Source organism: Streptomyces sp. NPDC050564, assembly GCF_044457265.1.
Taxonomy (GTDB): domain Bacteria; phylum Actinomycetota; class Actinomycetes; order Streptomycetales; family Streptomycetaceae; genus Streptomyces.
Genome location: NZ_JBITGS010000024.1, coordinates 53074 through 73540 on the forward strand (window position 1 = coordinate 53074; position 20467 = coordinate 73540).

Consider the following 20467-nt stretch of genomic DNA (forward strand, 5'->3'; position numbering starts at 1 on the left):
GGGACGTAAACTGATAATTCCCCGAACGGGTGTTGACGTGACGTGTCCGTTTGATCACGCTTGTGTTCAGCGATTCGCCGCGAGGGGACGGCGAGGGTTTCGGTGACGGGAGCCCTCGGCGAGTGTGGGTCGCGATTCGGCGTCGGCTCCTACAGGGCCAGAGGAGCAGGGCGGGTACGCCGGAGCCGGATGGCGGCGCGCGGTGCCGTGCTCGGGGCGAGCAGTGACGCGCCGCCAGCCGACCCTCTCGTGAACGGGCATATCCAGTCGGCCCCTGTCCCGATGGGCCTGATCAGGCGGCCCTCCCCTTCGGGCGGGCTTGTGCCGCAGGGCTTCTACAGCAGGGCGACCGGCGCCACCGGTGTGCCCGTACCGCCCACGAAGGGTTCGGGCATCGCCGACAGCAGGAAGCTGTAGCGTCCCTCTTCTCCACAGGCTGTGGACAACTCTTCGAGATTCCAGTTCTGGCCCTGCAGCATCCCCATCTCGACCAGGTCGAGCGCGTGCACGGGCAGCCAGAGGTCCTCGATCTCGGGCGGAAAGATCTCGAAGGTGAGGGTGTCGTTCGCGACCGCCGCGACATCGCGCGCGTGGAACCACTCCGGGGTTCGGACGGACAGTCCGGGTGACGGATACCCGTATCCGTGTTTGTCGCCGGCCAAATACACCTGGATCTGCCCGGTCCGTACGAGGACGATGTCGCCCGCCCGTACGCGTGTCCCGCCCAACTCCTCGGCCGCGTCCAGGTCTTCGGGCGTCACGGCATGGCCGCCGTCCAGCCGGTCCGTGCCCCGCGCTCGCGCGACGTCGAGCAGCACGCCGCGCGAGACGATGTGCCGCGGCTTGTCGATCCCGCTGAACTCGGCGCCGCCGTGCGGGGTGATCGTGCCGGCCGGACGGCCGTTGTAGAGCTTCCCGGAGTGGGAGACATGGGTGAGCGCGTCCCAGTGGGTCGCCGCCTGGAGCCCCATGGTCACGGCGTCGTCGCTGCAGGCGACGGTGCCCGGCCCGAAGAGCTCCTGGTTGATCTGCACCATGGCGTGCAGCGGATTGACGCGCCCCGGGATCATGCCGGTCTGTACGCCGTCCTGCTGAAGGGGAAGGGCGAGGGGGATGCGGCGGCCGCTGCGGACGCAGGCGGCGGCCTCCCGTACGACGTCATCGGTGATGAGGTTCAGGGTCCCGATCTCGTCGTCGGACCCCCAACGCCCCCAGTTGTTCACGCGCTTGGCGATCTCGTGAAACTCCGGACGAAGCGTCGGCAGTGACATGAGTCCTCCCCGGGGGCTTGTCTCCAGGTATCTGACGGGTCGTAGAATCCGAGTTGAATCTAACGGACCGTCAGAAACTGCGGGAAGGGGCCGGGCGTGGGGAACTTCTTGGCAGGCAAGGTCATCGCCGTCACCGGGGCGGGGCGGGGGATCGGCCGTGCTGTCGCCCTCGCCGCGGCGGCCGAGGGCGCACGCGTCGTGGTCAACGACTACGGCGTCTCCATCGAGGGCGCGGAGCCGACGAGTTCCGTCGCCGACGCCGTCGTCAAGGAGATCGAGGCGGCGGGCGGCGACGCGGTCGCGGTGGCCGACGACATCTCGACGATGGCGGGCGGGCAGCGGGTCGTCGACGCGGCGCTGACGTCGTACGGGCGCATCGACGGAGTGGTGTGCGTAGCCGGCATCCTGCGCGAGCGCATGCTCTTCAACATGTCCGAGCAGGAGTGGGACCCGGTGGTCGCCACCCACCTCAAGGGCACGTTCACGCTCTTCCGCGCCGCCTCCGCGGTGATGCGCAAGCAGGGCTCCGGGACTCTGATCGGTTTCACCAGCGGCAATCACCAGGGGTCGGTTTCGCAGGCCAACTACAGCGCCGCGAAGGGCGGAATCATCTCCCTCGTCCGGAGCGCCGCGCTCGGCCTGCACAAATACGGGGTCACGGCGAACGCGGTCGCCCCTGTCGCGCGGACGCGCATGTCGGCGAACGTCCCCATGGAGCTGAAGGAGATCGGCGAACCGGAGGATGTGGCCGCGCTGGTGGTCTACCTCCTGTCGGACCGCGCGCGGGAGGAGCGGATCACCGGGCAGGTGTACACCATCGCCGGCCCCAAGATCGCGGTGTGGGCCCAGCCCCGGGAACTGCGCGCCGGATACGCCGAGGGCACCTGGACCCCCGAGAAGATCGCGGACTTCCTTCCGGGGACCGTGGGGGTGGATCCGATGCCGCTGCTGGAGCGGGTGGAGGCGATGGCGAGGGCGGCGTCGGAGGGGGCGCGACCGAATGCGTAGGGCGTGTGCGCGGTGGGGCGCTGTCTCAGCCGTCCTCGCCGCGGGCATGCGGGCCGCTGGGGGTGGCGCCCGTCCCACAGAGCGCGGCACCCGGTAAGCGCCGGGTTGCGCGGCCCACCCTTGGCTCGGCCCCAACCCCGGGCGCCCAAGCCGGAGATGTCCAGTCGGCCAACGTGGAGGCGGCAACCGTGGAGTTCGGATTCGGCCCCGAGGACGAGGCGTTCCGGGGTGAGGCGCGCGCCTGGCTGAAGGCGCACCGCACCGGTGCCCCCGCCCGTGGGGACTGGGAACGGGAGCTCGGCCGGGACGGCTGGATCGGCCTCGGCTGGGACGAGGACGGGTACGGCAACCGGCGGGGCAGCCTGACCCAACAGGTCGTCTGGGCCGAGGAGTACGCCCGGGCGAAGGCACCCGCCCGCTCGGGCCACATCGGCGAGAACCTCCTGGCGCCGACCCTCATCGCCCACGGAACGCAGGAACAGAAAGCCCGCTTCCTGCCCCCCATCGCCCGGGGCGAGGAACTCTGGTGCCAGGGCTACAGCGAGCCGGGAGCGGGCTCGGACCTGGCGGGCGTGCGCACCGCTGCCGTACGCGACCGCGACTCCTACCGGGTCACCGGCCAGAAGATCTGGACCTCCCTCGCCCACGAGGCGGACTGGTGCTTCGTGCTCGCCAGGACGCAACCCGACTCCACCCGCCACCACGGCCTGTCCTTCCTCCTCGTCCCGATGGACCAGCCGGGCCGCGTCGAGGTCCGCCCGATCCGCCAGCTGACCGGCACGAGCGAGTTCAACGAGGTTTTCTTCGACGGCGCGTTGGCCCGTGCGGAGCACGTGGTCGGCGGCGAAGGCAATGGCTGGCGCGTCGCGATGAGCCTCCTCGGCTTCGAGCGAGGCGTGTCGACGCTGGCCCAACAGATCGGTTTCGCAGAGGAGTTGGGGCGTGTGGTCGACACGGCCACCGCGACCGGCGCGGCCGCCGATCCCGTCGTACGCGACCGGCTCGTACGCCAGTGGGCAGAGCTGCGCACGATGCGCTGGAACGCCCTGCGCACGCTGGGGAGTTCCGGCGGCCCTGGAGGCGCCGGGGCGCCCAGTGTGGCGAAGCTGCTGTGGGGTGGCTGGCATCGGAGGCTCGGTGAGCTGGCGGTGCGGGTGCGGGGGGCCGCGGCGGCCGTGGGCCCGGCGGACTGGTCGGCGACGGCACCGTACGAACTCGACGTGTTCCAGCACCTGTTCCTCTTCAGCCGGGCCGACACGATCTACGGCGGTTCGGACGAGATTCAGCGCACGATCATCGCCGAGCGCGTGCTCGGCCTGCCTAGGAAGCCGAAGGGCTGAGGGAGTCGCGATGCGAGGCGTGATCTTCGATGGGAAACAGACCCAGGTCGTGGACGATCTGGAGATACGGGATCCGGGGCCGGGGGAGGTTCGGGTCGCGATCTCCGCGGCCGGGCTGTGTCACAGCGACCTCTCTGTGGTGGACGGGACCATACCGTTCCCCGTTCCTGTGGTGCTCGGCCATGAGGGCGCGGGTGTGGTGGAGGCGGTGGGGGCGGGCGTCACCCATGTCGAGCCCGGCGACCATGTGTCGCTGTCCACGCTCGCCAACTGCGGGGCCTGCGCGGAGTGCGACCGGGGGCGGCCGACGATGTGCCGCAAGGCCATCGGAATGCCGCAGCAGCCGTTCGCGCGGGACGGCCGACCGTTGTACCAGTTCGCGTCCAACTCGGCCTTCGCGGAACGGACGGTGGTCAAGGCGGTCCAGGCGGTCCGGATCCCGAAGGACATCCCTCTGACGTCCGCCGCGCTGATCGGTTGCGGCGTTCTGACGGGCGTCGGCGCCGTCCTGAACCGCGCCCGCGTGGACCGCGGCGACAGCGTCCTGGTCATCGGCACCGGCGGCATCGGCCTCAATGTCATCCAGGGCGCCCGGATCGCGGGAGCCTTGCAGATCGTCGCGGTCGACTCCAACCCGGCGAAGGAGTCGGTGGCCCGCCAGTTCGGCGCGACGCACTTCCTGGCCTCGACGGAGGGCGTGAAGGACATCCTCCCTCTGGGCGCGGACCACGCCTTCGAGTGCGTCGGACGGACCGAACTCATCCGCCAGGCGGTCGACTTGCTGAATCGCCACGGCCAGGCGGTTCTCCTCGGAGTTCCCCCGTCGACGGCCGAGGCCTCCTTCCTCGTCTCCTCCATGTACCTGGACAAGTCGATCCTCGGCTGCCGCTACGGCTCATCGCGTCCACAGCGCGACATCGCCCTGTACGCGGACCTGTACCGGGAGGGCCGCCTGCTCCTGGACGAACTGGTGACGGCCACCTACCCGGTGGAGGACTTCGACAAGGCGGCCCAGGACGCGCACGAGGGGAGGGTGGCGAGGGCGGTGCTGACGTTCTAGCCGGGGGCAGGCTCCGAGCGTGGGGCGGCGAGGGGCGGCAGTCCAGCCGTCCCGGCTGCGGGCAATGGTGCCGCTGGGGCGGCACCCGTGCCGGCTGCGGGCATCGTGCCGCTGGGGCGGACACCCGTTCCACAGAGAGCGGCACCCTGTCAGCGCCGGCAGTCGCTCCCACGCCGACCTCGGCCGCACCCCGCGGGGACAGTTGTCCACAGGCCGGGAAATCCCGTGGGCCACTGTCGGCGCCGTCCCCTAACGTCATCGCATGACCTACCGAGACGTCGCCTCCAAACAGGCCCTGGCCTGGGCCGTCGTGGCCATCGGCGCTCGCATGCCGGTAGCCATGGCCCCCTTGGCCCTGGTGTTCCTGACCCGCGAGCGCCCCGGCGGCTACGCCCTCGGAGCAGCCCTGGCAGCGGCGTACGTGATCGGCGAAATCGTGGGCGCCCCCTTCCTGGGCACCCGCATGCGCCCCCTCAGAGCCCGCCCCCAACTCGCTGCGGGCCTGGCGGGAGGGGCCACCGGCTTCGCGGGCCTGGCCGCGTTCCCACACGCGCACCCGGCGATCCTCGCGGCCTTCGCCGTCCTCGCCGGAGCCGCCCCCTCCGCCGCCCCCGGCGGCCTGCGCGCCCTGCTCACCGCCATGGTCCCTCAGCGCGCCGTGGCCCAGGCACTGTCCGCCGAGTCGATGCTGACGTTCGGCATATGGTCCCTGACCCCGGCGGCGGTCACCGGCCTCGCGCTGGGCGTCGCCCCCAGGATCCCGCTGCTGCTCGCGGGGGCCCTGATGGCGTCCTCGGTCGCGGGCCTGTGGATGCTGCCCGCGGGCTGGGCCGCGGACGACACGGACCGCGACGGCGAGTCGATGGCACGGATCCTGTCGAGGGCCTGGCCGGCGTACGTGACGGGCGCGGCCGGTCTCTCACTCCTCGCCCTCGCCGAACTCGTCCTGCCCGCCCTCCTCGAACAGCGCGGCACGGGCGTCGGCTGGGCGGGCCCGCTGCTCACGGGACTGTCCCTGGGCTCGGCGACGGGGGCGTTCCTGTACGGGCTGCGCGACTGGCCGGGCCAACTGCGCACCCGGAGCGTGCTGCTGCTCTGCGCGATGTCCGTGTGCGTGGCGGTGGTCGCGCTGATACCGAGCCTGGCGTGGATCGCGGCGGCGCTCGTCCTCGCGGGCGTGCTGCAGGCCGGAGCCATGCTCACCCGCAACCTGGCGCTGCGCGAGATCCTCCCGCCGAGCGCGCTGGCCGCGGGCTACTCGGTGATGTACGCGGCCGTGGGCGCCGGTTACGCCGCGACCGGCTCCCTCGCGGGCGCCCTGCTCCACTTCGCGGCGCCCTCGACCGCGATCCTGGCGGGCGTCGGACTCACCCTGCTGCTCACCGCCGTGGGCGCACTGGGGGAGAGCCGCCGGGCGGCGGGCGTGGCGAGCGCCGGTGAGAGCTCAGCCTCCGGACGGGACAAGGGAGTTGTCAAAAGCCCCGCCGACGCCCGTCCCGGAGCGGAACGTGCGCCGATATGCAGTGGGAGTGACACCGAGCGCCGCCTGTAGGTGCTGCCGCATCGACTGGGCCGTTCCGAAGCCGGCGTCCCGCGCCACCTGGTCGATCGACAGATCGCTGGACTCCAGCAGATGCCGGGCCCGTTCGACGCGCTGCTGGGTGAGCCATTGCCCGGGGCTGACGCCGACCTCCTCGCGGAAGCGGCGCGTGAAGGTGCGCACCGACATGGACTCCTGCTCGGCCATGTCGCGCAGTTGGATCGGCTCGTGGAGGCGGCCCAGGGCCCAGGCGCGGGCGGCGGTCGTGGTGACCGCCTGTGCGTCCGGCACCGGGCGCTGGATGTACTGCGCCTGGCCGCCGTCGCGGTGCGGCGGTACGACGGTGCGGCGGGCCACCTCGTTGGCGACGGCGGCGCCGTGGTCGCGGCGTACGAGATGGAGGCACAGGTCGATCCCGGCCGCGACACCGGCTGAGGTGAGGACGTCCCCGTCGTCGATGAAGAGCACATCGGCGTCGACCTTGATCTTGGGGAAGAGCTCCTGGAAGTGCTCGGCGTGCATCCAGTGCGTGGTGGCCGGGCGGCCGTCGAGATACCCGGCCGCGGCGAGGACGTAGCCGCCGATGCAGATGGAGACGAGGCGGGTGCCGGGGCGGATGTGGGCGAAGGCGGCGGCCAGTTCGGGGGTGAGCACTCCTTCCTCGTGGACGGGGGCGAGTTCGTACGAGGTGGGGACGACGACGGTGTCCGCGGTGGCCAGCGCCTCCGGACCGTTCGCGACGAAAACGGCGAAGTCGGCGTCCGTCGCGACCGGGCCGGGCGGCCGGACCGAGCAGGTGACGACGTCGTACAGGGGCCGTCCCTCCGCGTCGCGCGCCTTGCCGAATATGCGGTGCGGGATGCCCAGCTCGAAGGGAAGCAGCCCGTCGAGGGCGAGGACGACGACACGGTGCCGGGAGGGCGCGTGCTGTCGGGGGGCTGCCGTCGGTGCGGGTACCTGCTGCGACGGCGCCGTGTGCGCGGGTGCCTGCTGCGAAGGCGCCGTGTGCGTGCGTGCGGTGTGCGAGGGTGCCTGCTCTTCGGCCATGGCCCGATCCTAGCGAATGCTGTCCGCCCGGCCAGTGGTTCGCATGGCTCCTATCCCTGAAGCTCTACGACGTGACCCAGACAACCGATGCCATCACTCCTACACAGAAGCCCTCTGTTCCGGGCCGCCCCCGTATCCACCGCGCGTGGTTCGTCGCCGCCGTCACCTTCGTGACGATCATCGGTGCTGCGGCCTTCCGATCGCTGCCGGGGCTACTGATCGATCCGCTGCACCAGGAGTTCCACTGGTCGCGCGGCACGATCGGCGCGGCGGTCTCGATCAACCTCGTGCTGTACGGGGTGACGGCGCCGTTCGCGGCCGCGCTGATGGACCGATTCGGCATCCGCCGTGTGGTGGCGGTCGCCCTGACGGTGATAGCGCTCGGTTCCGGGCTGACCGTGTGGATGACGGCGGCCTGGCAGCTCCTGCTCTGCTGGGGCCTGCTGGTGGGCCTGGGCTCCGGCTCGATGGCGCTCGCGTTCGCGGCGACGGTCACGAACCGCTGGTTCACGGAGCGGAAGGGCCTGGTGACGGGCATCCTGACGGCGGCCTCGGCTTCCGGTCAGCTGATCTTCCTCCCGCTGCTCTCCTGGATCGTCACGGATCACGGCTGGCGCCCCGCCGCGGTGACGGTGGCCCTCGCGGCCCTCGCGGTGGTCCCCTTCGTATGGCTGTTGCTGCGGGACCACCCGGCGGACGTGGGCCAGAAGCCGTACGGGGCCGAGGAGTTCGTGCCCAAGCCCGAGCCGGTCCGGGGCGCGGCTCGCCGCACGGTCACGGTCCTGGCCTCCGCCGTCCGCACCGGCCCCTTCTGGCTGCTGGCCGGCACCTTCGCGATCTGCGGCGCCTCGACGAACGGCCTGGTCCAGACGCACTTCGTGCCCGCGGCCCACGACCACGGCATGCCCGTCACGGCCGCCGCCTCGCTCCTTGCGGTCATCGGCGTCTTCGACGTGGCCGGCACGGTCGCCTCGGGCTGGTTCACCGACCGCTTCGAGCCCCGTCGGCTGCTGGCGGTGTACTACGCGCTGCGCGGCATCTCGCTGCTCTTCCTCCCGATGCTCCTGGCCTCGACCGTGCACCCTCCGATGATCTTCTTCATCGTCTTCTACGGCCTCGACTGGGTCGCCACGGTCCCGCCCACCCTCGCCCTGTGCCGCGAGCAGTACGGCGAGGACAGCGCCATCGTCTTCGGCTGGGTCCTCGCCTCGCACCAGGTCGGCGCCGCCCTCGTCGCCTTCCTCGGCGGAGTCGCGCGGGACACCTTCGGCTCGTACGACGTCGTCTGGTACGCCTCGGGCGCACTGTGCGCGGCGGCTGCGCTGATGGCGCTGGTGATCCGGCGGCGACCGGTTCGGATGGCGACGGCCCTGGCCTGACCGAGACCGGCGGGACGAAGTGTCCCTGGTCGACCGGATGAGAAGGGTGTCCTGTCGAAGGGGCGCGGGGAACTGCGCGACTAGAGGAAGCGCCCCTTGTGGAACAGCAGCGGCGCCATGTCGTCGGCGCCGTCCCCGATGCCGAGCGCGTTCACCCGCCCCACCACTATCAGGTGGTCCCCGCCCGTGTGCACCGCGTGGATCGTGCAGTCGATCCAGGCCGCGACGCCCGCGAGGCGGGGCGAGCCGGAGACGGGCGCCGCGTCGTACACGACCCCGGCGAACTTGTCCGCGCCGCTCACCGCGAAGCCGCGGCACATCTCGCCCTGGTGGGCGCCGAGGACGTTCACGCAGAAGACTCCCGCGCGGGCGATCCGCGGCCAGGTTGTCGACGTACGGCCGACCATGAAGCAGACCAGCGGAGGGTCGAGGGAGAGCGAGGAGAAGGACTGGCAGGCGAAACCGGCCGGGCCCACCCTGTCGTCGCCATCGCCGGCCGGAGCGGTCACCACGGTGACGCCGGTCGCGAAGTTCCCCAGCACACGGCGGAACTCGGCCTGATCGACCGGCGCCCGTTCGTCGTCGCCGACCGCGCGCAGATCCGGACGCGGCAACGCCTCGACGGGCCCCGCGACGGTAGGGGCCCCGGCCGACCTGAGGTAACGGACGGCGGCGGCCGCCATCCCTGCGTGTCCCATCACATCAACCATTGAAGCTGACGGATCGTCAGATAGGAAGGGTGCAACCTCGCCTTGCCCCTCCCGTGCCCCGCGCGCACAGCCCCACGTATCTTTCGCCCCATGAGGTGGGGAGACACATGGCGGCCCAAGCGCTCAGGACTGAGCTGGGTGAACGCCGAACTGAACGCGGCCGCGGCGGTCTGTGCGGCGCAGCTGGCGGTGGTCTGCGCGATCTGGTGGGTCGGGACGTTCGACGACGACACCCACGGTGCGGGGTCCGGCGGTGGACTCGCCGCGGTCGGTCTGCTGTGCATGCTCGTCTTCGGCCCGCTGCTCCTCGCCGTCCTGGGCCTGGTGCACGCGGCGGCCCACACCATGCCGGCCGCCACGCTCGCCCGACTCGCGACCCGGCGCGTCCGCGGCTCCGAGGAGGCCTGGCACCTGGTGTTCGTGGCCGCGCTCGGTGTGCTCTGGGCGGCCGTGGCCGTCGTGCTCGGCGGCCTCTCGCCCCCCGGCACGACCGCCCTGCTCATCGCGGCGTCCGGTGTCCTGCCCGCGCTGGGCGTGGCGTACGTCCGGCGGCGGGAGCTCGCCACGGGCCGCGTTCCGCGCAGCCGCCGCATCTGGGTCCGCTCGGCGCTCGCGTCCTTCGGAGCGTGCGTGCTGGTCGCCGGCGCGGGCGCCGTGGGCCTGTCCATGGGACTCATCAAGGAGTACGAGCCCCCGAAGCTGTCCGCCGGGCAGCTCGCGGGAGTATGGCGGGGCGACGGCGGGGCCGTCCTGCGGCTGCGCGCCGGCGGTCGGGCCGAGCTCACCAAGCTGCCCGCCCAGCCCGAGTTCGGGGACGTGACGACCAAGGACTTCACGCGGTGCCACGGGACGGGGAGTTGGTTCCTGGACACCGAGGGCCGCTACGACCCGTACTCCGACGCCTACGACGAGGGCGACCCCGCGGCACGGGACGGTGTCGTCGTACAGGTCGCGGACTGCGGCCACGACACGTACTGGACCATCGGCGGCAGTGAGCGCAGTCCCGAGCTGTTCGTGCTGTTCGGCGACGCTGACTCGGGGGACCTGCGCATTCTGAAGCGCGACTGAAACGGTCGTCCGCTTCGCCGCTTCGCCGCTTCGCCGCTTCGCCGTTCCGTCGCTTCGCCGCTCCGCCGTTCCGTCGTTCGGCCGTTCCGTCGTTCGGCCGTTCCGTCGTTTCGGCGACCGGGTACAGCTCAGCGGCCCCGGTATCTGGGACCGCGCCGCTCCACGAAGCTCGCGACCCCCTCGTTGGCGTCGGCCGTCGTCATGTTGATCTCCTGAGCGGCCGCCTCGGCGGCGAAGGCGGCCGCACGGTCGGTGTCGAGGGAGGCGTTGACCAGCTGTTTGGTGAGGGCGAGGGCACGGGTCGGGCCGGCCGCGAGGCGCTCGGACCACTCACGGGCGGTCTTCTCCAGCTCGTCCGGCGGTACGACCCTGTTGACGAGGCCGATCCGTTCCGCGTCCGTGGCCGTCAGCGCGTCGCCGAAGAACATCAGCTCCTTGGCGCGCTGCGGGCCGAGGAGGCGGGGCAACAGATAGGCCCCGCCGCCGTCGGGGACGAGCCCGCGCCGCACGAACACCTCGATGAACTTGGCCGACTCCGCCGCGAGGACGAGGTCGCAGGCGAAGGCGAGGTGCGCGCCGATCCCGGCCGCCGTCCCGTTGACCGCCGCGATCACCGGTTTCTCGCAGTCGAGGACGGCGGCGATCAGGCGCTGGGCGCCGCGGCGGATGGTGCGGGCGACGTCGCCGGGCACCCGTTCCCCGGCCGGCGGTCCCCCGCGCAGGTCCGCGCCTGCGCAGAAACCGCGGCCCGTCGCCGTGATCACGACGGCGCGTACGTCCGGGTCGGCGGACGCCTGCGCGAGCAGCGCGATCACGCGTTCCCGCTGGTCCCAGGTGAGGGCGTTCATCGCCTCGGGTCGGTTGAGGGTGATCCACGAGACGGCGTTGTCAGTGGCGTGACGTATCAATGAGTCGAGGGGCTTTTCGGCAGACGCAGGGGATTCGGGAGCTATACGGGATTCAGCAGTCTCACGGGATTCACGGGATTCACGGGGGGAGTCGGACATGGGGGTACTCCGTTTCGTACGGGGAGTGGCGGGCCGCTTGCCCGGGAGGCGTGGCAGTGCGGGCGACCGCTCAGCGGCACACCACCAGCGCGTCCAGCGCGACGGCTCCCTGTCCCCTGGGCAGCACCATCAGCGGATTGATGTCCAACTCCGCGATCTCGTCCCCGAGTTCGAGGGCCATGCGCTGCACCCGGATCACGACCTCCACCAGCGCGTCCACATCGACCGGCGGCCCCCCGCGGACCCCGTCGAGCAGCGCCCGCCCCCGCAGCTCGGACAGCATGGCCCGCGCCTGGTCCTCGCCGAAGGGCGGCACGCGGACGGCCGCGTCGCGCAGTACCTCGACGAGGACACCGCCGAGCCCGACGGTCACGGTCGGCCCGAAGAGCGGGTCCTGCGTGACGCCGACGACCATCTCGACGCCCCGCTCGACCATCTGGCACACGAGCACCCCGTCGAGCGAGATCCCTTCGTAGCGCGCGATGTCGGTCAGCTCGCGATAGGCGTCGCGGACCTGGCTGGCGGAGGTCAACCCGATCTTCACCAGACCGAGTTCGGTCTTGTGGGCGATCTGGGCGCCGGAGGCCTTCATGACGAGGGGGTAGCCGACCTGGCCGGCCGCCCGCACCGATGCCGCCGCGCTGGTCACCAGCTGCTCGCGCGGCACGCGGATCCCGTACGCGCGCAGCAGCTGCTTGGCCGCGTGCTCGCTCAGCTGCTGCCCGGGACGCATCAGCGCCTGCGCCTTGCGGAAGGAGGGCGAGGGAGTGCGCGGCGCCTCGTCGAAGGGGGAGCGGTACGCGGAGACGAACCGGTGGTGGTCCAGGTGGGCGCGGACGGCGGTGATGCAGTTGGCGAACGTACGGAAGGTGGCGACCCGGGACGACCCGAGCAGCGTCTCGCGGTACGCGGCCTCCGTGCCGACCGGCGACCCCCACACCACGCACACCAGCTTGTCCGTCTGCTCCGCCGCGTCCACCAGATCCTGTGCGAGCTTGTCGCTCATGGGCGGGAAGGGCCCGGTGATGGGGCAGATCAGCACCCCGACGGCAGGATCGGCGAGGATCGCGTCGATGATCTTACGGCCGCGCCAGTCGCCGACGGGGTGGCCGCCGTTGTCGACGGGATTGGCGACGTTCAGGTACTCCGGTATCCACTCGTGCAGCTCGGCCTGCTTGTCGGACGACAGCGTGGGCAGGGACAGTCCCGCCTCACTCGCCAGGTCCGCGAAGTGCGCGCCCGTGCCGCCCGAGATCGAATAGACGACGACCCCGTCGGCCTGGGGGGTGCGGGCCCGCGCCAACAGGGCGGCGGTGTCCTGGAGTTCGTCCAGTCCGTCGACCCGGATCACGCCGTACTGCCGCATCGCCGCGTCCACCACCGTGTCGGCGCCGGTCAGCTTGCCGGTGTGTGAGGCGGCGGTACGGGCGCCGGTCTCGGTGCGGCCGACCTTGACCGCGACGACGGGCACCCCGCGCCGGGCGGCGCGGTCGGCGGCGAGCAGAAAGGAACGGCCGTCCTTGAGCCCCTCCACGTAGCAGGCGATGGCGCCGACCTCGGGCTGTTCGGAGAAGTAGGAGATGAAGTCGGCGGTCTCCAGGTCGGCCTCGTTGCCGGTGGGTGCCCAGTGGGAGAGCCGCACGCCCAGCTCCTGCATCGCGAACACCGGCCGTCCCTGGTGGCCGGACTGGGTGATGAGCGCGATCGCGGGACCGTCGAGGTCGTCGCGGAACTTCTCGAAGGCGTTGAGGTTGGTGTTGGGCCCGAGCAGCCGGAGGCCGGAGCGGCGGACGGCGGTGGCGAGGCGGGCCTGCGCGGCGGCGCCCTCGGCTCCGGTCTCGGCGAACCCGGAGGCGAAGGCGACGGCGAACTTCACCTTGGCCTCGGCCAGTTGCTCGATCACGGGAAGGGGGTCGCCGACCAGGAGCACAGCCAGGTCGACCTGCTCGGGCAGGTCCGCGACGGAAGGGGAGCAGGGTATGCCGAAGACCGACTGACGGGTGGGGTGCACGGGGTGCAACCGGGCGCCGACCCGCTCGGACCAGGCGATCAGCTGCCGGGTGATGCCGGTGTTCGGCCGCCCCTCGGCGTCCGAGGCGCCGATGACGGCCACGGACTCCGGACGGAAGAAGCGGTCCAGGTCGGGTACGGCGGCGTACAGCGGACGGCCGCTGACGTCGAGGTCGTCGGCCTCGGCCGGCCGGCCGTGCACGACCGGTGAGGGTTGCTCGCCGCAGGCGATGACCCGGGCCCGGCGGGAGTCGGTGGTGAGGGTGCCATGGGTTGATCCAAGCATCGGTCCGCCCGCTCCTGTGTGACAGCCAACTTATAACTGACGCAGTGTCAGATTACTGAACTGACGCTGCGTCAGGAACCGTTGTGCAGGCAAAGACCTGTGGCGGGCACCTTGGTGGTACCCGCCACACAGAAGTTGGGAACGCCATGGGAGGACAGCGACCCCTCACAGCACCGCCAGGACCTCCTTCGCCACCCGCTCGCCGGAGCGGACGGCGCCGTCCTCGCCGCATCCGACGCACGCGTAACACACGTGGTACGTCAGTGATGTGAGAGTTCGTGCGCCGGGCGCCGCTGAAATCAGCGTGTGTCGGACGGCTGCTTCCGCGTCACGGAGCGGGCCACCGCTTTCGCGATCTTCTCGGCGTCGAGGGCGAGTTCGCGGAACATGCCGCTGATGGGGTTGGTGAAGCCGGTGAAGTACAGGCCGGGGGCGTTCCTGGGGGTGCGGGCGCCGTGCACGACGGGGCGCCCGCGGTCGTCGAGTACGCCGAGGTGCCCGACGACACGCTCCAGCGCGCGGACGTACCCCGTCGCGGCGATGACGACCTCCGGGCCGATGCGGCTGCCGTCGGCGAGGACGACCTTGCCGTCCTCGAATCCGTCCACCGCGGCCACGATCTCCAGGCGGCCCTTGCGGACGGCGTCGATGAGGCCGACGTCCTGGACGGGGATGGAGCCCTCGTTGACGCGGGAGTAGAGCCCGGTGTCGGGGCGGGGCAGCCCCTGGGCCGACAGGTCCGGCACGCTCAGCTTGGCCATCGGCCCGGCGAGGCGGTCGACGACGCGCACCGGCAGCCGTCGTACGAGAATCCCGGTGAACTGGGCGGCCCAGCCGGCCGTCGAGCGGCGCACGATGTGCGGGGCCGTGCGGACCGAGAGGCGTACGCGTGAGGCGCCGCCCTCGATCAGGTCCACGGCGATCTCGGCGCCCGTGTTGCCGACGCCGACGACGAGGACGTCGCGGCCGGCGTAGGGGGCGGGGTTGCGGTACTCGCCGGCGTGCAGGAGTTCGCCGGTGTAGGTGTCGCGGCCGGACCAGTCGGGCAGGTGGGGCGTGTGGTTGTAGCCGGTGGCGACGACCACCGCGCTGCCGGTCAGTTCGCGGCCGCCGGTGGCGTGCAGCAGCCAGCCGTCGCCGCCCGGCGCGGGCTCGACGCGCGAGACCTCGACGCCCGTGACGATCTCCAGCTGGTGGTATTCGGCGTACTTCTCCAGGTAACGCACCACGTTGTCACGTGACACCCACCGCCCGAACGAGCGTGGCATCGCAAGCCCCGGCAGCGCGGACAGCCGCCGCGTGGTGTGCAGGTGCAGCCGGTCGTAGTGGCGCCGCCAGGACGCCCCGACCTTGTCGGACTTCTCCAGCACGACGGCCCGTACGCCCTGGGCGCGCAGCGCGTACGCCACCGCGAGTCCACCGGGGCCGCCGCCGATCACGTACACGGGGCGGTCTTCGTGGGACGGCACCGTGCGGGGCGTCGAGGAAGCAGTCGAGTCGGCCATGAGCGCGAGCGTAATCACGCCCCCGCTTGATAGGTCTCGGTCAAGACCGGAATCGGTTGCGAACTGATCACGGGTGTAGGAGGAGTGGGTGGGACTGGTGGCGTAGGTCACTTGGTTGTGTGTGGCGTGTGCAGGGGCGAGTGGCCCCCGCCTCTTGCGCAGACATGCTCCGTACGCTGAACTGACGTACCGTCAGATCCCGCGTGCGGCAGGAGGTTCGGCCATGGACACGATCTGGCTCAGCGGGGCGCAGTGGCTGGCCGTGCTGCGGATCGGGCTCGGGCTGTGGTGGCTGGAGAGCTGGCGGCACAAGGACAAGAAGGGCTGGTTCGAGCGGGGGACCGGGATCGCGTGGGCGGCGGACGTCGCGGCCGAGCACCGGTGGAACGCGGTGCGCTCGGGCTTCGACGTGGTGGTCGCACCACGCCCCCGCACGATGGCGTACATCGTCGTGTACGCCGAGTTGGCCCTCGGGCTCGGCCTGGTGGCCGGACTCCTGACGCCGATCGCCCTGGTCGGCGGGCTGCTCCTGAACGTCCTCTATCTCGTCCTCATGATCCACGACTGGGCCGAGCAGGGGCAGAACTCGATGATGGCGCTGATCTCGGTGGTCGGGTTGTTCGGAATGTCGTGGCAGACGTGGTCCCTCGACAACGCGATCGGACTGTTCCGGTGAGCGCCGGCTTCGACGTCCCCGAGGTGGACGCCTTCACCCGCCGGTACTGGGACGGGGCGGCGGAGGGGCGGCTGCTGGTGCGGCGCTGTGGTGGGTGCGGGCGGGCCCATCACTACCCGCGGGAGTTCTGCCCGTACTGCTGGAGCGAGGACGTGACCTGGGAGCCGGCGAGCGGCCGGGCCACGCTCTACACCTGGTCCGTCGTCCACCGCAACGACCTGCCGCCGTTCGGCGAGCGCGTGCCGTACGTCGCCGCCGTCGTCGACCTCGCGGAGGGCCCCCGGATGATGACCGAGGTGGTGGAGTGCGCGGAGGGCGCGCTGCGCATCGGGATGGAGCTGGAGGTCGCCTTCCGCACGGGGGTGCCGGTTTTCCGGCCTCGGACGCCGCTTCCCCCGGGCTTCCCGGGCGCGAGCCCGGTGTGAGCCGAGGTTGAGAGGTCCCCGGGGTGTGCCCCGTACGGCCGACGCGTTTCAATGGCCGGATGGCTGACGTCCACGAGCACCACGCGACCCATTCCTCCCCCGAGCTGCGCGGTCATGGTCTGCGGCTGCGCCTGTGGAACGCTGAGTCCGACACCGACGTCGCGGCGTATCTGCGCGGGCTGTCGGACCCGGAGTTCCAGCGCTGGAACACGCCGCTCAGGATGATCCGGGACCTCGACGGCGCCCGTGAGTCGCTCCGCTCGCGCACCGAGAGCACGGCGGACGGTACCGGGTTCTCCTTCTGCGTCGTGGACGCGGACACCGATGCGATCCTCGGCCACATAGGCGTCAACGAGATCAACCACGTCATGAGCCGTGCCATCGTCGGCTATTGGGTCCTCCCCGAGGCCCGCGGCCGCCAGGTCGCCACCCGAGCCCTGGCCCTCGCCGCCCGGTACGCCCTCACCGACCTCGGCCTGCACCGCCTGGAACTGGGCCATGCCCTCGGTCACGAGGTGTCCTGCCGCGTCGCCGAGCGCTGCGGATTCCGGTATGAGGGGACGCTGCGGGGCGCGATGTTCGAGGCGGGGCGGCATGACGCGTTCCGGGACGAGCATCTCCACGCGCGGCTGGCGACGGATCCCGAGCCGCACCTGGGACTGCCGGAGGCGCCCTGAAGCCGCATCCGGGACTGCTGGAGGCGCCATAAATCGGAGGCACGGCGCCGCGGCCCCGCGCGAGCATGGAGCATGGACCATGTTGCGTACGACTGGCATCTCACCCATGACCTGGACGTCTTTCTCGGGCGGGCCGGGGAGTTCCTTCGCTCGCGGCCCGCGGAGCACACCGTGCCGCTGACGGTCACCGACACGTTGCGCAGGCGCGGCCCGCACGGGTTCGGGGAGGAGGCGCCGGTCTTCGGCTTCCTGGAACGGGAGGGTTCCGTACGGGCGGCCTTCTTCCGTACGCCGCCGTACCCGCTGAGCGTGACACCGCTGTCCGAGGAGGACGCGGACGCCCTCGCCGCCCGGCTCGCGGACGCCGGGCACAGCCCGCCCGGTGTCTTTGCCGACCACGCCGGCGCCACAGCCTTCGCCGAGGCCTGGCAGCGGCGGGCGGGAGCCGCGGCCACGCTCCGGCGGCGCGAGCGGCTGTACCACCTCGGCACCCTGACACCGCCCCAGCCCGCGCCGCCCGGCCGGGCCAGGGTCGCGACCAAGGCCGACCGAAGCCAACTCATCCGCTGGCACGGCGAGTTCGCAAAGACCATCGGCGAAGGCGGCGCTCGTGACGACGGCGCCTGGGCCGACGACCGGATCTCCTACGGCGGCGTCACGCTCTGGGAGACCCCCGACGGAACCCCCGTCTCCATGGCGGGCGCGACCGCGCCGGTCGCCGGGCAGATCCGCGTCGCCCCCGTCTACACCCCGGCCGATCTGCGCGGCCGTGGTTACGCGGGCGCCGCCACCGCGGAGGTCAGCCGCGCCGCGCTCGCTTCCGGCGCCGAGGAGGTACTGCTCTTCGCCGACCTCGCCAACCCCACCAGCAACGGCCTCTACCAGCGCATCGGCTACCGCCCGGTCTCGGACTTCGCGAGGTACGACTTCACGACGTAGGAGTGCGGGATGTGCGACCTCACGACGTAGGGCTGCGGGATGTGCGACCTCACGACGTAGGGCTGCCGGATGTGCGACCTCACGACGTAGGGCTGCCGGATGTACGACCTCACGACGTAGGACCGCGGGCCGTGCGACTCCACGTAGGACCGCGGGCCGTGCGGCTCCACGACGTAGGACTTCACGGCCACAGCAGCTCCTTGAGCCAGCCGCGGTCGTCCGTGTCGCGGCGGTAGGTGAGGCGTACGTGCCGCCGCCGGGCGTCGCCCTGGAAGAACTCCACCTCGTCCGGCCGGAGGCGGTACAGGGTCCAGGTCGGGGCGGGCGCGTCCGGCTCCCGCCGGGCCCGGTCCCACGCCGCGTCCGACGCCCGCGCCAGCTCCTCCCGCGACGGCAGGACGTCGCTCTGGTGGCCGACCAGCGCGGCGGCCAGCGCACCCGTGGAACGGGCGTGCAGGTCCGCCTGGCCCTCCTCCGGCGAGGCGACGGCGACGGGGCCACGAAGCCGGACCTGTCGCCCTTGAGCAGGCCAGTAGAAGCCGAGGGCGGCATACGGGCGGGCGGTCAGCTGCCGACCTTTGCGGCTCGTCGCGTGCGTCGCGAACGACCAGCCGGCCGCGTCCGCGCCGTGCAGCATCACGATGCGGACGTCGGGCAGGCCGTCCTCGCCCGCCGTCGCCAGCGACATCGTGTGGGGCTCAGGCTGCCCGGTCGCCACCGCCTCCGCGAACCACCGCGTGAACAGGGCCAACGGCTCCTCCGGCGCCTTCTCCGGCTCGAAGCCGGGCAGCTCCGTGTCCCACACCCGCAGCGATCTCAGCAGCTCATGAAGATCCGGTTCCATGCCCCGAGTATCGCTCGCGGGTCCGGCACAGCTGCGCCATCAGCTCCCCGGCAGCTCCACGTCCAGGTCTGCAGGGGCCACTGCGGTTGATGAGCACGGAGGAAGGCCGCAATCGGGTCTTCGCCGAGAACCGGGGAGGCAGTACGTTGATCTCCCAGCCGGAGCGGGTCAACGGACTTCTTCGATCTGTTCGGCATGCCGCGTGCCCAGGCACTCACGCCTTGGGAGTCCGCAGAAGTCGTAGAAGTCATCGAGAGGAAAGCGGAGCGACTGTGAACGCGACGGAATTCGCCTGGTTCAAGTCGAGTTGCAGCACCAACGAGGGCGGCGCCTGCTTCCTCCGTGCCATCCGTTGAGGCCCCGGCCCATAACGGGCGCCGCACTCACCGGCGCCCTCCTGCTCGGCCTCACCGCATGCGGCGTCGGGAAGCCGTCGCCCTGGATCACCGCGCCCGAGGTCTTCTACCTGCGTCCCCTCGGTGACAAGTCCGGGCCCTCGGACAAGGAACCCTTCCATCTCAGGGCCGAGGACGGCAGGGGCGCAGGCGGTCGTCGGCTCACCGCGGACGTAGTGGGCGGCTCGGAAGACGCCGTCCGGCTGCGCGGGAGCGGCGGCTGCAAGGGTGGTGCCACGCACGTCACTTGTGAGGTCGGAGCCGAGTACAACAACTGGGCGGACCTGGCGCGCGTCTCCCCGGTCGCCGCCAAGGGCAGCAAGCCCGGTGACACGGGCGTCGTGCGCTTCACGTACACCACGAAGGACGGGAAGAGGCTCACCGCACGTACCCGGTTCGTGGTCGGTGAGCCCGTGGTCGAGGCGCTCGTCCCCAAGTCCCTGGAGCACGTCGGTCCGGGCGCCGAGGTGACCAGCCCCGTTGTCGTCCGGAACACCGGCGAGGTGCCGGTCGTGGGACTGGGGCTGGAACTCAGCTCCGGCGGGCTGGAGTTCGAGAAACGGTACGCCAATTGCCGCTACCCGGAGATCAGCCACCACCACATCGCGGTGTGCCGCTTCCCGGACCTGCGGATCGCGCCGGGGGAGACCGTCGTCCTCAGGCCGGCCCTGCGGCTGCGCGCCCCGGAGACGCAGATGTACACCTCCTTCGGCCGTGACGTCTGGGCCCTGGACATGGGCCCGGGCCAGTACGGCAGCTATCCGAAGGGCGGCGACCACGGCGACGGCCCGACCCTCGACGCCGAGGTCACCAAGGACACGAAGGGCACCTTCGCGAAGGGCGGCGGTCACACGTATCTGGCCCTCGACACCCACGCCGACTACGAGGTCTCCGGCGCCGACCTGCACGGCGCCCCCGGCACCAAGCGCTCGCTCCGCCTCACCGTCCGCAACAACGGCCCCGCCGACTCCGGTTCCTCCACCCGGTTGGTGTTCAGCCCTCCCTTTGGCCTGACCCTCCTGAAGCAGCCCATGGAGGAGTACGACGACGGCGTCTTCAAGCCCTACTGCGAGAGCAATGACTTCACGTACACCTGTGACGTCGGCGAACTCGGGCCGGGGAAGTCCCGCACCTTCGAGTTCACCGTTCGCCTCGGCGACCCGGGGCAGGGCACGGTCAGCCTCCTGGACAAGGACCCGCCCAGCGAGTTCGACTTCGGCCGCCACGACCCGGACCCGTCCAATGACGAGGCGACCATCACAGTAGGGCCGTAGACCCGC

The 20467-nt window shown here is 71.5% G+C and carries 19 protein-coding genes; 11 read left to right on the top strand and 8 right to left on the bottom strand.

The features are described from left to right. Positions 1-335 precede the first annotated feature (335 nt). Complete coding sequence (locus tag ACIBK0_RS32810) at positions 336-1271, bottom strand: cyclase family protein (protein ID WP_399087892.1); 936 nt, start codon at positions 1269-1271, stop codon at positions 336-338. 96 nt (positions 1272-1367) lie between these two features. Here ACIBK0_RS32810 and ACIBK0_RS32815 point away from each other — a divergent pair, with 96 nt between their 5' ends. From ACIBK0_RS32815 to ACIBK0_RS32830, 4 genes are all read left to right on the top strand, one after another. Then, positions 1368-2279 (top strand): SDR family oxidoreductase, encoded by a 912-nt coding sequence (locus ACIBK0_RS32815; RefSeq protein WP_399087894.1) that lies wholly within the window; start codon positions 1368-1370, stop codon positions 2277-2279. Between the two features lie 188 nt (positions 2280-2467). After that, on the top strand, positions 2468-3619 hold the full coding sequence (locus ACIBK0_RS32820) for an acyl-CoA dehydrogenase family protein (protein ID WP_399087896.1): 1152 nt from the start codon (positions 2468-2470) through the stop codon (positions 3617-3619). A 10-nt stretch (positions 3620-3629) separates the two neighbouring features. Next, positions 3630-4679, top strand: coding sequence for a Zn-dependent alcohol dehydrogenase (locus ACIBK0_RS32825; RefSeq protein WP_399087898.1), 1050 nt, complete (start codon positions 3630-3632; stop codon positions 4677-4679). A gap of 262 nt (positions 4680-4941) precedes the next feature. Continuing rightward, positions 4942-6231 carry an MFS transporter gene (locus ACIBK0_RS32830; protein WP_399087900.1) on the top strand — a complete coding sequence of 430 codons (1290 nt, stop codon included), beginning with the start codon at positions 4942-4944 and terminating at the stop codon, positions 6229-6231. Here ACIBK0_RS32830 and ACIBK0_RS32835 read toward each other — a convergent pair. Then, positions 6124-7266, bottom strand: a complete 1143-nt coding sequence (locus ACIBK0_RS32835; RefSeq protein WP_399087902.1) for a GlxA family transcriptional regulator — start codon at positions 7264-7266, stop codon at positions 6124-6126. The two genes, ACIBK0_RS32830 and ACIBK0_RS32835, sit on opposite strands and share 108 nt — an antisense overlap. A 71-nt stretch (positions 7267-7337) precedes the next feature. Here ACIBK0_RS32835 and ACIBK0_RS32840 point away from each other — a divergent pair, with 71 nt between their 5' ends. Continuing rightward, a complete protein-coding gene (locus tag ACIBK0_RS32840) occupies positions 7338-8645 on the top strand; it encodes an MFS transporter (protein ID WP_399087904.1) in 1308 nt (435 codons plus the stop codon). An 80-nt stretch (positions 8646-8725) separates the two neighbouring features. On the opposite strand, the gene ACIBK0_RS32845 is transcribed toward ACIBK0_RS32840, so the two are convergent. Beyond that, complete coding sequence (locus ACIBK0_RS32845; protein WP_399087906.1) at positions 8726-9343, bottom strand: flavin reductase family protein; 618 nt, start codon at positions 9341-9343, stop codon at positions 8726-8728. A gap of 102 nt (positions 9344-9445) precedes the next feature. Between ACIBK0_RS32845 and ACIBK0_RS32850 the strand changes: the two genes are divergently transcribed. Next, positions 9446-10423: a hypothetical protein gene (locus ACIBK0_RS32850; RefSeq protein WP_399087908.1), complete on the top strand. Its 978-nt coding sequence runs from the start codon at positions 9446-9448 to the stop codon at positions 10421-10423. Between the two features lie 128 nt (positions 10424-10551). On the opposite strand, the gene ACIBK0_RS32855 is transcribed toward ACIBK0_RS32850, so the two are convergent. The 3 genes from ACIBK0_RS32855 to ACIBK0_RS32865 form a co-directional block, all read right to left on the bottom strand. Further along, the gene (locus tag ACIBK0_RS32855) at positions 10552-11430 is read right to left on the bottom strand and encodes an enoyl-CoA hydratase/isomerase family protein (protein WP_399087910.1); all 879 of its coding nucleotides are present in this window, start codon (positions 11428-11430) and stop codon (positions 10552-10554) included. Positions 11431-11500: 70 nt separating this feature from the next. Continuing rightward, positions 11501-13726, bottom strand: coding sequence for an acetate--CoA ligase family protein (locus tag ACIBK0_RS32860; protein ID WP_399087912.1), 2226 nt, complete (start codon positions 13724-13726; stop codon positions 11501-11503). A 299-nt stretch (positions 13727-14025) separates the two neighbouring features. Beyond that, complete coding sequence (locus ACIBK0_RS32865) at positions 14026-15231, bottom strand: flavin-containing monooxygenase (RefSeq protein WP_399087914.1); 1206 nt, start codon at positions 15229-15231, stop codon at positions 14026-14028. 223 nt (positions 15232-15454) lie between these two features. Between ACIBK0_RS32865 and ACIBK0_RS32870 the strand changes: the two genes are divergently transcribed. From ACIBK0_RS32870 to ACIBK0_RS32885, 4 genes are all read left to right on the top strand, one after another. Then, complete coding sequence (locus ACIBK0_RS32870; protein WP_399087916.1) at positions 15455-15907, top strand: DoxX family protein; 453 nt, start codon at positions 15455-15457, stop codon at positions 15905-15907. Next, complete coding sequence (locus ACIBK0_RS32875; RefSeq protein WP_399087918.1) at positions 15904-16332, top strand: Zn-ribbon domain-containing OB-fold protein; 429 nt, start codon at positions 15904-15906, stop codon at positions 16330-16332. The genes ACIBK0_RS32870 and ACIBK0_RS32875 overlap by 4 nt, the downstream gene beginning before the upstream one ends. 59 nt (positions 16333-16391) lie before the next feature. Beyond that, complete coding sequence (locus ACIBK0_RS32880) at positions 16392-17009, top strand: GNAT family N-acetyltransferase (RefSeq protein WP_399087920.1); 618 nt, start codon at positions 16392-16394, stop codon at positions 17007-17009. Positions 17010-17081: 72 nt separating this feature from the next. After that, positions 17082-17948 carry a GNAT family N-acetyltransferase gene (locus tag ACIBK0_RS32885; protein ID WP_399087922.1) on the top strand — a complete coding sequence of 289 codons (867 nt, stop codon included), beginning with the start codon at positions 17082-17084 and terminating at the stop codon, positions 17946-17948. Here ACIBK0_RS32885 and ACIBK0_RS32890 read toward each other — a convergent pair. Both ACIBK0_RS32890 and ACIBK0_RS32895 read right to left on the bottom strand, forming a co-directional pair. Then, positions 17903-18139 (bottom strand): hypothetical protein, encoded by a 237-nt coding sequence (locus ACIBK0_RS32890; RefSeq protein ID WP_399087923.1) that lies wholly within the window; start codon positions 18137-18139, stop codon positions 17903-17905. The genes ACIBK0_RS32885 and ACIBK0_RS32890 overlap by 46 nt on opposite strands. Beyond that, positions 18130-18792: a pyridoxal 5'-phosphate synthase gene (locus ACIBK0_RS32895; RefSeq protein WP_399087924.1), complete on the bottom strand. Its 663-nt coding sequence runs from the start codon at positions 18790-18792 to the stop codon at positions 18130-18132. Before ACIBK0_RS32895 ends, ACIBK0_RS32890 begins: the two co-directional genes overlap by 10 nt. Positions 18793-19144: 352 nt before the next feature. On the opposite strand from ACIBK0_RS32895, the gene ACIBK0_RS32900 reads away from it, so the two are divergent. Beyond that, positions 19145-20461 carry a hypothetical protein gene (locus tag ACIBK0_RS32900; protein ID WP_399087926.1) on the top strand — a complete coding sequence of 439 codons (1317 nt, stop codon included), beginning with the start codon at positions 19145-19147 and terminating at the stop codon, positions 20459-20461. Positions 20462-20467: the final 6 nt, after the last annotated feature.

Coding starts and splice junctions, on each gene's coding strand:
- ACIBK0_RS32810 (WP_399087892.1), bottom strand. CDS start 1,271: ATGTCACTGCCGACGCTTCGTCCGGAGTTTCACGAGATCGCCAAGCGC.
- ACIBK0_RS32825 (WP_399087898.1), top strand. CDS start 3,630: ATGCGAGGCGTGATCTTCGATGGGAAACAGACCCAGGTCGTGGACGAT.
- ACIBK0_RS32830 (WP_399087900.1), top strand. CDS start 4,942: ATGACCTACCGAGACGTCGCCTCCAAACAGGCCCTGGCCTGGGCCGTC.
- ACIBK0_RS32835 (WP_399087902.1), bottom strand. CDS start 7,266: ATGGCCGAAGAGCAGGCACCCTCGCACACCGCACGCACGCACACGGCG.
- ACIBK0_RS32845 (WP_399087906.1), bottom strand. CDS start 9,343: ATGGGACACGCAGGGATGGCGGCCGCCGCCGTCCGTTACCTCAGGTCG.
- ACIBK0_RS32850 (WP_399087908.1), top strand. CDS start 9,446: ATGAGGTGGGGAGACACATGGCGGCCCAAGCGCTCAGGACTGAGCTGG.
- ACIBK0_RS32855 (WP_399087910.1), bottom strand. CDS start 11,430: ATGTCCGACTCCCCCCGTGAATCCCGTGAATCCCGTGAGACTGCTGAA.
- ACIBK0_RS32860 (WP_399087912.1), bottom strand. CDS start 13,726: ATGCTTGGATCAACCCATGGCACCCTCACCACCGACTCCCGCCGGGCC.
- ACIBK0_RS32865 (WP_399087914.1), bottom strand. CDS start 15,231: ATGGCCGACTCGACTGCTTCCTCGACGCCCCGCACGGTGCCGTCCCAC.
- ACIBK0_RS32870 (WP_399087916.1), top strand. CDS start 15,455: ATGGACACGATCTGGCTCAGCGGGGCGCAGTGGCTGGCCGTGCTGCGG.
- ACIBK0_RS32880 (WP_399087920.1), top strand. CDS start 16,392: ATGGCTGACGTCCACGAGCACCACGCGACCCATTCCTCCCCCGAGCTG.
- ACIBK0_RS32885 (WP_399087922.1), top strand. CDS start 17,082: ATGGACCATGTTGCGTACGACTGGCATCTCACCCATGACCTGGACGTC.
- ACIBK0_RS32895 (WP_399087924.1), bottom strand. CDS start 18,792: ATGGAACCGGATCTTCATGAGCTGCTGAGATCGCTGCGGGTGTGGGAC.